Annotated in this window: 14 protein-coding genes; 5 read left to right on the forward strand and 9 right to left on the reverse strand. The window is 73.4% G+C overall.

Features of this window, described 5'->3' with window-relative positions; genetic code table 11:
* The first annotated feature begins 35 nt into the window (after positions 1-35).
* Both hisN and IR158_RS08740 read left to right on the forward strand, forming a co-directional pair.
* A complete protein-coding gene (gene hisN / locus IR158_RS08735; RefSeq protein WP_291812089.1) occupies positions 36-818 on the forward strand; it encodes a histidinol-phosphatase in 783 nt (260 codons plus the stop codon).
* Positions 815-1,576, forward strand: coding sequence for a class I SAM-dependent methyltransferase (locus IR158_RS08740; protein ID WP_291812092.1), 762 nt, complete (start codon positions 815-817; stop codon positions 1,574-1,576). The genes hisN and IR158_RS08740 overlap by 4 nt, the downstream gene beginning before the upstream one ends.
* Before the next feature lie 12 nt (positions 1,577-1,588).
* Here IR158_RS08740 and IR158_RS08745 read toward each other — a convergent pair whose 3' ends face one another.
* The gene (locus IR158_RS08745) at positions 1,589-2,314 is read right to left on the reverse strand and encodes an HAD family hydrolase (RefSeq protein ID WP_291812094.1); all 726 of its coding nucleotides are present in this window, start codon (positions 2,312-2,314) and stop codon (positions 1,589-1,591) included.
* Entirely contained in the window at positions 2,311-3,822 is a 1,512-nt protein-coding gene (gltX, locus tag IR158_RS08750) for a glutamate--tRNA ligase (protein ID WP_291812098.1), read from the reverse strand. The genes IR158_RS08745 and gltX overlap by 4 nt, the downstream gene beginning before the upstream one ends.
* Positions 3,823-3,910: 88 nt before the next feature.
* On the opposite strand from gltX, the gene IR158_RS08755 reads away from it, so the two are divergent.
* Entirely contained in the window at positions 3,911-4,744 is an 834-nt protein-coding gene (locus IR158_RS08755; protein ID WP_291812100.1) for a GTP pyrophosphokinase family protein, read from the forward strand.
* A 22-nt stretch (positions 4,745-4,766) separates the two neighbouring features.
* Here IR158_RS08755 and IR158_RS08760 read toward each other — a convergent pair whose 3' ends face one another.
* The 3 genes from IR158_RS08760 to IR158_RS08770 all read right to left on the reverse strand — a co-directional run bounded on the left by IR158_RS08760 (position 4,767) and on the right by IR158_RS08770 (position 7,925).
* Positions 4,767-6,224: a sodium:alanine symporter family protein gene (locus IR158_RS08760; protein WP_291812103.1), complete on the reverse strand. Its 1,458-nt coding sequence runs from the start codon at positions 6,222-6,224 to the stop codon at positions 4,767-4,769.
* Positions 6,225-6,288: 64 nt separating this feature from the next.
* Positions 6,289-7,077, reverse strand: a complete 789-nt coding sequence (locus tag IR158_RS08765) for a fumarylacetoacetate hydrolase family protein (protein WP_291812106.1) — start codon at positions 7,075-7,077, stop codon at positions 6,289-6,291.
* A 29-nt stretch (positions 7,078-7,106) separates the two neighbouring features.
* Positions 7,107-7,925, reverse strand: coding sequence for a methyltransferase domain-containing protein (locus IR158_RS08770; RefSeq protein WP_291812109.1), 819 nt, complete (start codon positions 7,923-7,925; stop codon positions 7,107-7,109).
* 135 nt (positions 7,926-8,060) lie between these two features.
* On the opposite strand from IR158_RS08770, the gene IR158_RS08775 reads away from it, so the two are divergent.
* Entirely contained in the window at positions 8,061-9,164 is a 1,104-nt protein-coding gene (locus tag IR158_RS08775) for a heparan-alpha-glucosaminide N-acetyltransferase domain-containing protein (protein WP_291812111.1), read from the forward strand.
* Positions 9,165-9,180: 16 nt separating this feature from the next.
* Here IR158_RS08775 and IR158_RS08780 read toward each other — a convergent pair whose 3' ends face one another.
* The 4 genes from IR158_RS08780 to IR158_RS08795 form a co-directional block, all read right to left on the reverse strand.
* Positions 9,181-9,963 (reverse strand): amino acid ABC transporter ATP-binding protein, encoded by a 783-nt coding sequence (locus IR158_RS08780; RefSeq protein ID WP_291812114.1) that lies wholly within the window; start codon positions 9,961-9,963, stop codon positions 9,181-9,183.
* A 13-nt stretch (positions 9,964-9,976) separates the two neighbouring features.
* The gene (locus IR158_RS08785; RefSeq protein WP_291812116.1) at positions 9,977-10,645 is read right to left on the reverse strand and encodes an amino acid ABC transporter permease; all 669 of its coding nucleotides are present in this window, start codon (positions 10,643-10,645) and stop codon (positions 9,977-9,979) included.
* A 42-nt stretch (positions 10,646-10,687) separates the two neighbouring features.
* Positions 10,688-11,473 (reverse strand): amino acid ABC transporter substrate-binding protein, encoded by a 786-nt coding sequence (locus IR158_RS08790; RefSeq protein ID WP_291812119.1) that lies wholly within the window; start codon positions 11,471-11,473, stop codon positions 10,688-10,690.
* A gap of 276 nt (positions 11,474-11,749) precedes the next feature.
* Entirely contained in the window at positions 11,750-12,394 is a 645-nt protein-coding gene (locus IR158_RS08795) for a pyridoxal 5'-phosphate synthase (RefSeq protein ID WP_291812122.1), read from the reverse strand.
* A 60-nt stretch (positions 12,395-12,454) separates the two neighbouring features.
* Between IR158_RS08795 and IR158_RS08800 the strand changes: the two genes are divergently transcribed.
* A complete protein-coding gene (locus IR158_RS08800; RefSeq protein WP_291812125.1) occupies positions 12,455-13,351 on the forward strand; it encodes a 3-methyladenine DNA glycosylase in 897 nt (298 codons plus the stop codon).
* Positions 13,352-13,448: the final 97 nt, after the last annotated feature.

A 13,448-nucleotide genomic window follows, 5' to 3' on the forward strand; every position in this document is an offset into this window, starting at 1 on the left:
GCGGACGGGTACCGCACCCGTAGTAGAGGAGCCCCATGGCCTACGACGACGACCTCCGGCTGGCGCACGTCGTCGCCGACACGGTCGACTCGCTGACGATGTCGCGCTTCAAGGCGCAGGACCTCCAGGTCGAGACCAAGCCGGACCTGACGCCGGTCACCGACGCGGACCGTGCCGCCGAGGACCTGGTCCGCTCGCAGCTGGGCCGCGCGCGACCACGCGACGCGGTCCACGGCGAGGAGCGCTCGGACACCGGGCACGGCCCGCGCCGCTGGGTCGTCGACCCCATCGACGGCACGAAGAACTTCGTCCGCGGGGTCCCCGTGTGGGCGACGCTGCTCGCGCTGATGGACGGCGACGAGGTCGTGCTGGGCGTGGTCAGCGCACCGGCGCTCGGGCGGCGCTGGTGGGCGGCGAAGGGCACGGGCGCGTTCACCGGCAAGTCCCTCGCGGCCGCGACGCGGCTGCGCGTCTCGGGCGTGGAGCGCCTCGAGGACGCGTCGCTGTCGTACTCCGACCTGGGCGAGTGGGAGGAGCACGGGCGCCTGGACCCGTTCCTCGACCTCAGCCGTCGCGTGTGGCGCACCCGCGCGTACGGCGACTTCTGGTCCTACGTGCTCGTCGCCGAGGGCGCGGTCGACGTGGCCGCCGAGCCGGAGCTCGAGCTGTACGACATGGCCGCGCTGGTCCCCGTCGTCACCGAGGCCGGCGGACGCTTCACGTCGCTGAAGGGCGTGGACGGCCCGCACGGCGGCAACGCGGTGGTCACCAACGGCCTGCTGCACGACGAGGTGCTGGCCGTCCTCGACGGCCGATGAGCTCGCGCGAGGACGCCTCCACGGGTCGGCACGCAGCGCACGCGGAGTCGTTCACCCACAACGCCGACGCGTACGCGGCCGTCCGGCCGGGCTACCCGCCCGCAGCGGTGGACCTGCTGGTGCCGTCGGACGCCCACGACGTCCTGGACCTGGCCGCCGGCACGGGCAAGCTCACCGAGCCGCTCGTCGCACGCGGGCTGCGTGTCGTGGCCGTCGAGCCCGCCGAGGGCATGCGCGAGCAGCTCGTCGCCCGCCTCCCCCAGGTGGAGGTGCTCGACGGGACCGCGGAGCGGATCCCCCTGCCCGACGCGTCCGTCGACGCGGTCACGGTCGCCCAGGCGTGGCACTGGTTCGACGAGCCCGTGGCCGCCGCCGAGGTCGCGCGCGTCCTGCGCCCGGGCGGCACGCTCGGGATCGTCTGGAACGACCGCGACGAGGACGTGCCGTGGGTCGGCGCGTACGGCGCGCTGCTGCACGAGGTCGCCGGACCCCAGCTCGCGCGGGGCACCCATCCCACGCTCGGCGACGCGTTCACCGACGTCCTGCGCACCGACGTGCGGTGGGAGCACGTCCTGACGCCGGAGGAGCTCGTGCGCCTGGCGGGCACCCGCTCGTACGCGCTGGTCCTGCCGGCCGACGAGCGGGAGGCGCTGCTGGAGCGCGTCCGCACGCTCGTCACGACGCACCCGGACATCGCGGGGCGCGACCGCGTCCCGGTCCCGTACGTCACGCGCGTGTACTCGGCTCGCCGCCGCTGACGGGCAGGGCGCTCAGGGCAGGTCCAGCACCCCGGGCAGCTCGTCCAGGGAGTGGATGACCGTGACGTCCGCTGCAGCGACGTCGGCGTCGGTCACGACGACACGGCGCGGGCCCGGGCGGTCGAGCCACACACCGAGCAGCCCGGCGTGACGCGCCGCGACCGGGTCGACGTCGAGCTCGTCGCCGACGTACGCGGTGCGTCCGGGCGCGGTGCCCAGCCGTCGGCATGCCTCGAGGAACACGCGCGGGTCGGGCTTGCCGTAACCGAGCGTGTCCACGCCGACCAGGACCTCGAGCCGGTCCCCCAGCCCGGCACGGACGAGCTTGGTCGTCTGGTAGGCGCTCCTCGCGTTCGTCAGCGCCCCCACGCGGACGCCCGCATCGAGGAGCCGCACCAGGACGGCGTCCGCGTCGTCGTGCGCGGCCCACCCCGACGCGAACGCGTCGTCGAACAGGGCGTCCCACTCGTCGTACGCGTCGTCATCGAGCGCCGGACCGCCGAACGCCGCGTGCAGCTCGTTCGCGCGCGTCATCCGCTGCTCGCGGAACGTCCGCTCGCCGCGCGTGTACGCGCGGTAGTGGCCGCCGGGGTCGGCGCGCCACAACGCCAGCGCCGCGTCGACGTCCGCACCCGGCGCGTACCGCTCGAGGACGGCCGCGAGCGCGACACGGAACGCCGCGCGCGTCTCGACGAGCGTGTCGTCGATGTCGAACAGGACGCCGTCGACCGCGGTCACAGGGTCGTGCGCAGCGCGGCGATCCGCGCCAGGGTTGCGTCCTTGCCGAGGATCTCCATGGACTCGAACAGCGGCGGCGACACCCGGCGGCCCGTCAGTGCGACGCGCAGCGGCGTGTACGCGAACCGCGGCTTGATGCCCAGGCCGCCCTCCTCCGCCGGCGCCACGAGCGCGGCGCCGAGCACGGTCTGCGTCGCGTCGGTCGTGAAGCCGTCGGCGGGGATCTCGGCGAGCACCTGCGCCGCGCGGTCGAGCACGTCCGCGGACTCGGCGCGCAGCGCACCGCGGGCGTCCTCGGCGACCTCGAGCGCGTCGTCGGCGACGAAGAGGAAGCCGAGCATGCCCACGGCCTCGCCGAGCAGCGTCATGCGCTCCTGGACCAGCGGCGCGCCCGCGTCCAGAAGGGCCCGGTGCTCGGCCGACAGGTCGGCGTAGGAGTCCGCCGGGACCAGGCCCGCGGCGTGGAGGTACGGCACCAGGCGGTTCCGGAAGTCCTCGGGGGCCAGCAGCCGCACGTGGGCGCCGTTGATCGCCTCGGCCTTCTTGAGGTCGAAGCGCGCCGGGTTCGGGTTGACGTCGGCGACGTCGAACGCCGCCACCATCTCCTCGAGCGTGAACACGTCGCGGTCGGGCGCGATCGACCAGCCCAGCAGCGCCAGGTAGTTCAGCAGCCCCTCGGGCGTGAACCCGCGCTCCCGGTGCAGGAACAGGTTGGACTCGGGGTCGCGCTTCGAGAGCTTCTTGTTGCCCTCCCCCATGACGTACGGCAGGTGGCCGAACTGCGGCACGACGGTGGCGACGCCCAGGTCCAGCAGCGCGCGGTAGAGCACGACCTGACGCGGCGTGGAGGACAGCAGGTCCTCGCCGCGCAGGACGTGCGTGATGCCCATGAGCGCGTCGTCGACCGGGTTGACCAGCGTGTACAGCGGGTGGCCGTTGCCGCGCACGATGACGTAGTCGGGCACCGACCCGGCCTTGAACGTGATCTCGCCGCGGACGACGTCGACGAACGAGACGTCCTCGTCGGGCATCCGCATCCGGATGACGGCCTCGCGCCCCTCGGCCCGGTAGGCCGCCTTCTGCTCGTCGCTGAGGTCCCGGTCGTAGCCGTCGTAGCCGAGCTTCGGGTCGCGGCCGGCGGCGCGGTGCCGGGCCTCGACCTCCTCGGCGGTCGAGAAGGACTCGTACGCGTACCCGCCGTCGACCAGCCGCGCGACGACGTCCCGGTACAGGTCGTAGCGCTGCGACTGCCGGTACGGCTCGTGCGGGCCCCCGACCTCGACGCCCTCGTCCCAGTCCATGCCCAGCCAGCGCAGCGCGTCGAGCAGCTGCAGGTACGACTCCTGCGAGTCGCGCGCCGGGTCCGTGTCCTCGATGCGGAAGACGAACGTGCCGCCGACGTGCCGGGCGTACGCCCAGTTGAACAGCGCGGTGCGGATGAGGCCGACGTGGGGCGTACCCGTCGGGGACGGGCAGAAGCGGACACGCACGGGGCTGCTGGCGGACACGGAACACCTCGGTGATGGCAGGAGCGGGATCCCCTGCAGCCTACCGAGCGGCCGGAACCCCGACGTGCCGCGGGTCGTTGGAGGGGACATGCACGGCACCGCCGCAGGACCGCTGATCGACCCGACGTCTCGACCCGCAGCGGCGGCACCGCCGGACGGCGACGCGTCGGCCGGCACGTCCCAGGCCGTGGGCGACGTCGTGCGACGGCGGGCCGCCGAGCTGGTCGCAGCCGACATGGACCCTGGCAGCGTCGCCGGGCACGTGCGTGACGCGCAGCGTGAGATGGCGCGCTTCCGGATGGGCTACGAGTTCGGCATCGAGGAGATGCTGACGAAGATCCGCATCCTGCGCTCGGAGTTCCGCCAGACGCACGACCACAACCCGATCGAGCACGTCACCTCCCGGCTGAAGTCGATGGACTCGATCCTCGACAAGGCCGTGCGCTACGGCTGCGCCACCGACGTGCCGACGATCCGCGAGCGCATCCGGGACATCGCCGGCATCCGCATCACGTGCAGCTTCGAGTCGGACGCGTACTGGGTCGCCGACATGCTGTCGCAGCAGCCGGACGTCGAGATCGTGCAGCGCAAGGACTACATCGCCGCCCCCAAGGCCAACGGGTACCGCTCGCTGCACCTCATCGTGCGCATCCCGGTGTTCCTGTCCGACCGGACCGAGCACGTGTTCGTCGAGGTGCAGATCCGCACCATCGCGATGGACTTCTGGGCGAGCGTCGAGCACAAGCTGTCCTACAAGTACCGCGGCGACGTGCCCGGCCACCTGGCGACCGAGCTCCTGGACGCCGCGCACACCGCAGCCGAGCTCGACGCACGCATGGGGCGGCTGCGCGACGAGGTGCGTGACCTGGGGACGGAGGGCGCCCCTGGCGCACCTCGCGACGCCGAGACGACACCGGCCTGACGAGGACCGCGCTGCGGCGCGCTCAGCGGGCCGGGACGGCGTCACCGTCGTGCACCCCCGCCGCCCAGACGTCACCCGGCACGTCGCCCGGCAGCAGGGGGTTGCCGTGCCCCTGGAACCGGTCGTCCCGGCCCGCGCGCCGGGCGGCCTGGTAGTCGGCCAGCGCGCCGAACGCCCAGCGGGACAGCAGCAGGATCGCGACGAGGTTGACGGTCGCCATCAGCGCCATGGCGATGTCCGCGACGGCCCACACGGTCGTCAGCGCGAGCAGCGAGCCGATGCCGATGGCGGCCAGGACCAGGGTGCGCAGCGCCGTCAGGGCGCGTCCCCGGATGCCCAGGTAGGTCAGGTTGGTCTCCGCGTAGGAGTAGTTGCCGAGCACCGAGCTGAACGCGAACGAGAACACGAGCACCGTCATCGGCAGGATCGTCCACGACCCGAGCTCGTGCTCGATCGCGGCCGACGTCAGCGCCGCACCCGCGTTCGGGCCGGTCTCCCCCGGCACGTACACCTCGGGCCCGGCCGACAGGACGATGAACGCCGTCGCCGAGCAGACGAGCATCGTGTCGACGAACACCCCGAACGACTGCACCAGGCCCTGCTTCACGGGGTGCGACACGGTGGCGGTCGCCGCGGTGTTCGGCGCCGAGCCCATGCCCGCCTCGTTGGAGAACAGGCCGCGCTTGGTGCCGTTGAGCACCGCCGCCAGGATGCCCCCGGCCGTGCCGGCCAGCGCGCTGTCCAGTCCGAACGCGCCGCGCAGGATCTGCCCCACCACGTCCGGGAGGGCCGAGATGTTGAGCGCCACGATGACGATCGCGAGCAGCAGGTACGCGGCGGCCATGAGCGGCACGACGACCTCGGCGACGCGGGCGACGCGGCGCACCCCACCGAACAGCACCGGGGCGGCGATGACCATGAGCCCGACGGCGGTCCACGCGACGGGGACCTCGTGGCTGGAGGACAACGTGTCGGCGATGGTGTTGGCCTGCACCATGTTGAAGGCGAACCCGAACGTGACCACGAGCAGCACGGCGAACACCGCGCCCCACCGGTAGGAGCCCAGGCCGCGCTGGATGTAGTACGCGGGGCCGCCTCGGTAGGAGCCGTCCTCCTGGCGCACCTTGAACACCTGGGCGAGCGTCGCCTCGATGAGCGCGGTGGCCATGCCGACCGCGGCCACGACCCACATCCAGAACACCGCGCCGGGTCCGCCGAGCGTCAGCGCGACCGCCACACCGGCGATGTTGCCCGTTCCCACGCGCGACGCCAGACCGACGGCGAACGCCTGGAAGGACGAGATGCCGCCCTCCGCGCCGGAGCGCGACGACACGAGCTGCGCGACCATCGTCGGGAACAGCCGCACCTGGACGAAGCCCGTGCGCAGCGTGAACCACAGGCCCACGCCGACGAGGGCGTAGACCAGCCAGTAGGAGTACAGCGCGTTCGTCAGCCAGTCGATCCCCACCTGCAGGTCCATGGCGCGCCCCCGTCGTCGGTCCCGTGGAGCCGACGCTAGACGGGGCGCTCCCGTGGGGCTAGGGCTACGGGGTCCGGCGCAGCACCGGGTTGCGCAGCACGCCGATCTCCTCGACCTCGACCTCCACGACGTCGCGGTGCTCGAGGCGGCCGACGCCCGCGGGCGTGCCGGTGAGGATCACGTCACCGGGCAGCAGCGTGAACACCTCGGAGACGTACGAGACGAGGTACGCCACGTCGAACACCATCTGCGACGTGCGACCGTCCTGCCGGCTCTCGCCGTTGACGCGGGCGGTCACCGCGAGGTCGTCGACGTCCAGGCCGGGCACGATCCACGGGCCCAGCGGGCAGGAGGTGTCGAAGCCCTTGGCGCGCGTCCACTGGTCGTCGGAGCGCTGGATGTCGCGCGCCGTGACGTCGTTGGCGACGGTGTACCCGAACACGTGGTGGAGTGCACGCTCCGGCGGCACGTCCTTGGTGACCTTGCCGATGACGACGGCCAGCTCGGCCTCGTGCTCGACGTGCTCGGTCCAGTCCGGCAGCACGATCGGGTCGTCGGGGCCGATCACGGAGGTGTTGGGCTTGAGGAACAGCAGCGGCGACGTGGGGACGTCGTTGCCGTGCTCGGCCGCGTGGGCGGCGTAGTTGCGGCCGACCCCGATGATCTTGGACCGCGGGATGACGGGCGCGAGCAGGCGCACGCCGTCGTCGTCGAGGCGGACCCGCTCGCCCGTGGGCTGCACCGGCGTGTAGATGGGGTCGCCGCTGATGACGACGAGCTCCTCGTGGCCGGGCTCGCCCTCGACGAGCGCGTAGCGGGGGTCGGAACCGTTGGTGAACCTGGCGATGCGCACGGGCCCAGCCTAAGTCCGCCCCGGGCGCCTCAGGCGCGGGCGAGGACCTCGCCGTGCGGGACCATGAACCAGCCGTCCGGCGAGGTCCCCCACTCGCGCCACGCGTCGGCCAGCAGCTCGAGCGCCACCTCGTCGGCGAGGTGGTGGCCCATCGCCTGCACGGCGAAGTTCGACGCGACGCACCGGTCGGCCCACAGGCTCGCCCACCACGTCCGGTCCTCGGGTGTCGCGTAGCACCAGACGCCCGCACCGGGCGCGACGCCCGCCGGGTCGAAACCGGCCTGCCGCACCCAGGAGAGCAGGCGCCGGCCGGCGTCCGCCTCCGCGCCGTTGGCCTGCGTGACCTCGTGGTACAGCGCCTGCCACTCGTCGAGGCCGGGGTGCGCGGGGTACCACGTCATGCCCGCGTAGTCGGCGTCGCGCACCGCGACGACACCGCCGGGGCGCGTCACGCGTCGCATCTCGCGCAGCGCGGCCACGGGGTCGGTGAGGTGCTGCAGCACCTGGTGCGCGTGCACGACGTCGAACGTGTCGTCCTCGAACTCCAGCGCGTACGCGTCACCGACCTCGAAGCGCACGTTCGCCGCGCCCTTCTCGGCCGCGTGCTCGGTGGCGACGGCCAGCACGGCGGCGGACCGGTCGACACCCACGACGTCACCCGGGGCGACGCGGGACGCGAGGTCCACCGTGACGGTGCCCGGGCCGCAGCCCACGTCGAGCAGCCGCTGGCCCGGCGCCAGCGCCGGCAGCAGGTAGCCGGCGGAGTTCTCCGCCGTGCGCCACCTGTGCGAGCGCAGCACGCTCTCGTGGTGGCCGTGCGTGTAGACGTCGTGGGTCCGCGTGGTCACAGAGCACTGTAGGCGCGCGCCCGGCCACCGGACCAAGGTCCGGGACGGATGAGGTCACATGCTGAGAACTGGTGCGCCCTGCACCGCGTGCGCCACCCGGGGCGGACCTCGGCACACCCGTCTAGCATGCCCAGGGTGCGACGCATCGTGGGGGTGGACACCGCCCGTGGACTCGCCGTGCTCGGCATGGTGACCGCGCACGTCGGCCTGGCCGACCCCGAGCGCACCTTCCCGCCCGGCGGCTGGGCGCAGCTCACCGACGGCAGGCCGTCCGCGCTGTTCGTCCTCCTGGCGGGCGTGGGCCTCGCGCTGCTGTCCGGCGGCGACACCCCGGTGCTGGGCACGCGCCTGGTCCAGGCCCGGCTGCGGATCCTCGTGCGTGCCGTGCTGCTCGTGGTTCTCGGGACGGGCCTGGTGCTCCTCGAGACGCCCGTCGTCGTGATCCTCGTCGTCTACGCCGCGCTCTTCGCGGCCGGCACGGCGGTGCTGCGGTGGCCGCGCTGGGCGCTCGTCGTCACGGCCACCGTCGTCGCGCTGCTCGGGCCCGTGCTGCGCCAGCAGCTCGCCGTGCACGTCGAGGTCGACGACGCCCGCCCGCTGGACCTGCTGACGGTGCTGCTCGGCCAGTACTACCCGGCGATCGTGTGGATCGCGTACGTGCTGGTCGGGCTCGCGGTGGGCCGCAGCGACCTGCGCGCCGGGCGCACCCACGCGGCGCTGGCCGCCTGGGGTGCGGGGCTGGTGGTCCTCGGTCACGGGGGCGCGTGGGCGGCGCGGCTCCTGCTGGGGAGCGTCACCGAGCTGACGACGGCCGAGCCGCACTCGTCGACGTTCTTCGAGGTCGCCGGCAACACCGGCACGTGCCTGCTGGTGCTCGCCGTCTGCCTCGCCGTCGGCGTGCGGTGGCCGCGCGCGCTGGCGCCCGTGTCGGCGACGGGCGCGCTCGCCCTGACCGCCTACACCGGGCAGCTCCTGGCCATCGCCGTGCTGGGCGACGACGTGGTGTGGCAGGCGACCGCCACCAGCTGGCTGGCTTTCCTGCTGGTCACCGTCGGGTTCTGCTGGCTGTGGCACGCCACCGTGGGACGCGGCCCGCTGGAGACCGTGCTGCACGCGGTGTCGGTGCGCGCCGCGGACGTCGCACCGGACACGCTGCCCCCGCGCACCGAGCCGGGGCATCGACCGGCCCCGGCACGTGCGCCCGACGCCCCGCGCACCGACCCCGTCGACCAGCGCTGACCGCGCGAGGCGCGGCTCAGAGCGGATCGAGGATCCGCTGCAGGAACCGCCGCGTGCGCTCGTGGTGCGGGTCGGCCAGCACGTCGTCGGGCCGCCCCTCCTCGACGACGACGCCGTCGTCCATGAACACGACGTGGTCGGCGACCTGCCGCGCGAACCGGATCTCGTGCGTCACGACGACCATCGTCCAGCCCTCCGCCGCCAGGTCGCGCATGACGGCGAGCACCTCCCCCACGGTCTCGGGGTCCAGCGCCGACGTCGGCTCGTCGAACAGCAGGAGCCGCGGGCGCAGCGCCAGGGCGCGCGCGATGCCCACGCGCTGCTGCTGACCGCCCGACAGCTCGTGCGGGTACGCGTCGGCCTTGTCGGCGAGCCCGACCTTCGCGAGCAGCGCCGTCGCCTCGGCCACCACCTCACCGGCCGGGCGTCGCTGGGCGAACAGCGGCCCCTCCGTGACGTTCTGCAGCGCCGTGCGGTGCGGGAAGAGCTGGTGGGACTGGAACACCATGCCGGAGGTCGCGCGCAGGCGCCGCAGCTCGGCACGCGTGGGGCGACGCGCGAGGTCGATCTCGACGTCGTCGACGCGCACGGTGCCCGCCTCCGGCACCTCGAGCGAGTTGAGGCAGCGCAGCAGCGTCGTCTTGCCGGACCCGGACGGTCCGATGAGCACGGTCACGCTGCCGCGGTCGACCGTCAGGCCGATGCCGCGCAGCACGTGCAGGTCACCGAAGGACTTCTCCAGGCCCCGGACCTCGACCAGCGGCCGGGCGTCGGGTGGCGTCGTCGCGTCGCTCGTCATGTCGTCTCCCACGTCAGTGCGCCACGAACCGGTCGAGGCGGCGCTCGAGGCGCGACTGCCCGGTCGACAGCACCAGGCAGATGAGCCAGTAGATGACCGCCGCCAGCGAGTACAGGGTCATGAACTCGTACGTCGGCGCCGCGATCTCCTGCGCCTTGCGCAGCAGCTCGGTGACCATGATCGTCGAGGCGAGCGACGTGTCCTTGACCAGCGAGATGAAGGTGTTGGACAGCGGCGGCACCGCGACGCGCAGCGCCTGCGGCAGCACGACGCGCTGCAGCGTCAGCCGGTGGTCCAGGCCGATCGTCGCGGCGGCCTCCCACTGCCCGCGGGGCACCGACAGGATCGCGGCGCGGATCGTCTCGGCTGCGTACCCGCCCACGTTCAGCGAGAACGCGACGACCGCCGACGGGAACGGGTCGATGACCAGCCCGAGCGACGGCAGCGCGTAGAAGATGATGAACAGCTGCACGAGCAGCGGCGTACCGCGGATCAGCGAGATGTAGACGCGCGCCGCACCGGACACGAGGCGGTGCCGCGACAGCCGCGCGAGGGCGACGACGAGCGCGAGCACGAGCCCGATGACGAACGAGATCAGCGTCAGCGGGATGGTGCCGCGGATCGCGCCCGACAGCAGCGGGCCGATCGACGAGACGACGAGGTCCCAGGTGTCCCCCGTCATGCGTCACCTCGGCTCGTCGCACGCCCTCGCGTCCCGCCCGGCTCACTGGGTGACGTCGTCACCGAACCACTTCTCCGAGATCTGCGTGAGCGTGCCGTCGGCGCGCAGCGAGGCCAGGGCGTCGTCGATGCGGGCCGTGAGGTCCGCGCCCTTGCGCAGCGCGAACGCCTGCTCGACGGTGTCGCCGGTCTCGAAGGCGATCTTCACCGAGGTGTCCCCGGACTGCTTGAGGTAGTCGAGCACCGCGAGGTCGTCGTTGAACGTCACGTCGATGCGCCCCTGCTTGAGCAGCGCGACCGCCTGCGTCAGCCCCTCGACGGACTCCACCGTCGCGCCCGCGTCGGTGGCGACCTGCGACCAGTTCGACGTCGCGGACTGCGCGGCGGTCAGCCCCGAGACGTCGGCGAGCGACGTCACGGCGTCGTTGTCGGCGGCCACCAGCGCGACGCCCGTCGACACGGTGTACGGCTCGCTGAGGTCGTACTTCTCGGCGCGCTCGTCGTTGACGGTGACCTGGTTGGCGATGACGTCGTACCGCTCCGACTCGAGCCCCGCGAAGATCGAGTCCCAGGTGGTCTCCGAGAACTCGACGTCGAGGCCCAGCTCGTCCGCGACGGCCGTGACGACCTCGACGTCGTAGCCGGTCAGCTCGCCGTCGGCGTCGTGGAAGCTGAACGGCGAGTACGTGCCCTCGGTTCCGACGCGCAGCACGCCCGACTCGGAGGTCGCGCCCCCCTGGGGCGCCTCGTCGCCGGACGAGCAGGCGGCCAGCGCACCGACGGCGAGGATCACGGGGAGCACGAGCAGGCGGTGGGACGTGCGGAGCATGGCTGGGCCTTTCGGGGCGCGGGGGCAGCGGTCTCTCGCGGCCGGGCACGAGGCCCGGGAGGGGTCAGGAAAGACGAGAGCACCACGGGACGGGGGTACGTGCCACCGGAGCGACGGCTCGCGTCGCGCGGGGCCGGAGCAGTCCGGCGGGTCGAGGCGTGTCAGCGACAGCAGCGACAGGAATGACGACGACACGTGGCGGCGCAGGTGGCACGCGGGGTCGTGGTCATGCGGCAGACCCTACACCGGCGCCCGAGCGGACTCGGCGTGCCCTCGTCACGGCCAGACGAGGCCGTGCGACCACCCCGCGGCGTCGCGCCGGTACACCAGGCGGACGTGTGCGCGGTCCGCGCTGCCCTGCCAGAACTCCACGACCTCGGGGACCACGAGCCACGCCTGCCAGGTCGGCAGGACGAAGCCCGGGTCGGCGTCGATCCGCTCGCGCGCCTGGGCCATGGCGTGCCGCAGGTGCGCGACCGACGGCAGGGGCTCCCCCGGTCGCACGCCCGCCGCAGCGGCACGCGACGCGGGCGACCGCGCGAGGTAGTCGTCGGCGGAGACCTCGTCCCCGAGGTACCGCGCGGCACCGGACACCCGCACCTGCCGCACCACCGGCTGCCACCAGAAGCTGAGCGCCGCCTGCGGATTCACCGCCAGGTCCCCCGCCTTCGTGCTGCGCGCGTCGGTCGCGAAGGCGAAGCCGTCGGCGCCGAGGTCCTTGAGGACGAGCACGCGGGCCGAGGGGCGGCCGTCGGCGTCCGCGGTCGCGAGGGTCGCGGCGTGCGGCTCGGGGACGCCGCGCTCGACGGCGGTGGCGAACCACGTCGCGAACAGCTCGAGCGGGTCGTCCGGGGCCGCGTCGGGGTCGAAGGCGGGCGCGTCGCCGGACAGGGCAGGCAGGGACCGCAGCAGCTCGCGCACGAGCGCCACCCTGCCGGGCGGACGCGGCGGGGGCAACCGCCGGCGACCTACCCTGGACGTGTGCCTCCCGTCCCGTCCGCCGCCCCGACCCTGACCGTGCTCGACGCGGCCACGTGGTCGGCGCGCGCCGCCGCGCACGCCGAGCGCGCCGACGCGCTCACCGCCGGTCACCGGGCGCGACGGTCCCGGCACGAGAAGCACGCGATCGAGGACTTCCTGTTCGAGTACTACCCGGCGACGCCTGCCCAGCTGCGCCGGTGGCACCCGGGGGCCAGGGTCGCGCTAGCCGCCGGCCCGGACGGTCCCGCCCCGCACGCGGCGTGGCGCTGGTACCGCACCGCCGACGACGGCACGGTGACGCTCGATGTCGCGGCGTTCCTCGACGCGCGCGGTGACACCGTACGGTTCGTCGCCGGGCTGCTCGCGGCGACCGCGTCCCGCCCCGCGGCGACCGGGTGCTTCGGGCTGCACGAGTGGGCGATGGTCTACCGCGAGGGCGACGACGCGCACCGCCACCCCCTGCCCCTGCGGCTCGGCGGCGCCGGGACCGACGCGGTCGTCGAGGCGCACCGCATCCGCTGCACGCACTTCGACGCGTTCCGGTTCTTCACGCCGGAGGCGGTCGGGCGCAACACGCTGTCCCCGACGCGCGAGACGCAGACCGCGATGGAGCAGCCGGGGTGCCTGCACGCCAACATGGACCTCTACAAGTGGGCCCTCAAGCTGGGTCCGCTGGTGCCGGGTGACCTGCTGCTCGACTGCTTCGAGCTCGCGCGGGAGATCCGGACGACCGACATGCAGGCCAGCCCGTACGACGTGACGTCCTACGGGCTGGAGCCGGTCGCGATCGAGACCGTCGAGGGCAAGGCCGAGTACGTCCGTCGGCAACGCGACTACGCGGACCGCTCGACGACCCTCCGCCACCGGCTCCTGACCCACGTCGCCCTCCAGCCCTGACGACGAACTCGACGTTCGGCGGCTTCTGACCACGTCGACCCCCAGCCCTGACGACGAGCTCGACGTTCGGCGGCTTCTGACCACGTCGACCCCCAGC

It is taken from the genome of Cellulomonas sp. (genome assembly GCF_015234515.1).
GTDB lineage: Bacteria > Actinomycetota > Actinomycetes > Actinomycetales > Cellulomonadaceae > Cellulomonas.

Coding starts and splice junctions, on each gene's coding strand:
- IR158_RS08790 (WP_291812119.1), bottom strand. CDS start 11,473: ATGCTCCGCACGTCCCACCGCCTGCTCGTGCTCCCCGTGATCCTCGCC.
- IR158_RS08755 (WP_291812100.1), top strand. CDS start 3,911: ATGCACGGCACCGCCGCAGGACCGCTGATCGACCCGACGTCTCGACCC.
- IR158_RS08740 (WP_291812092.1), top strand. CDS start 815: ATGAGCTCGCGCGAGGACGCCTCCACGGGTCGGCACGCAGCGCACGCG.
- IR158_RS08780 (WP_291812114.1), bottom strand. CDS start 9,963: ATGACGAGCGACGCGACGACGCCACCCGACGCCCGGCCGCTGGTCGAG.
- IR158_RS08785 (WP_291812116.1), bottom strand. CDS start 10,645: ATGACGGGGGACACCTGGGACCTCGTCGTCTCGTCGATCGGCCCGCTG.
- IR158_RS08760 (WP_291812103.1), bottom strand. CDS start 6,224: ATGGACCTGCAGGTGGGGATCGACTGGCTGACGAACGCGCTGTACTCC.
- hisN (WP_291812089.1), top strand. CDS start 36: ATGGCCTACGACGACGACCTCCGGCTGGCGCACGTCGTCGCCGACACG.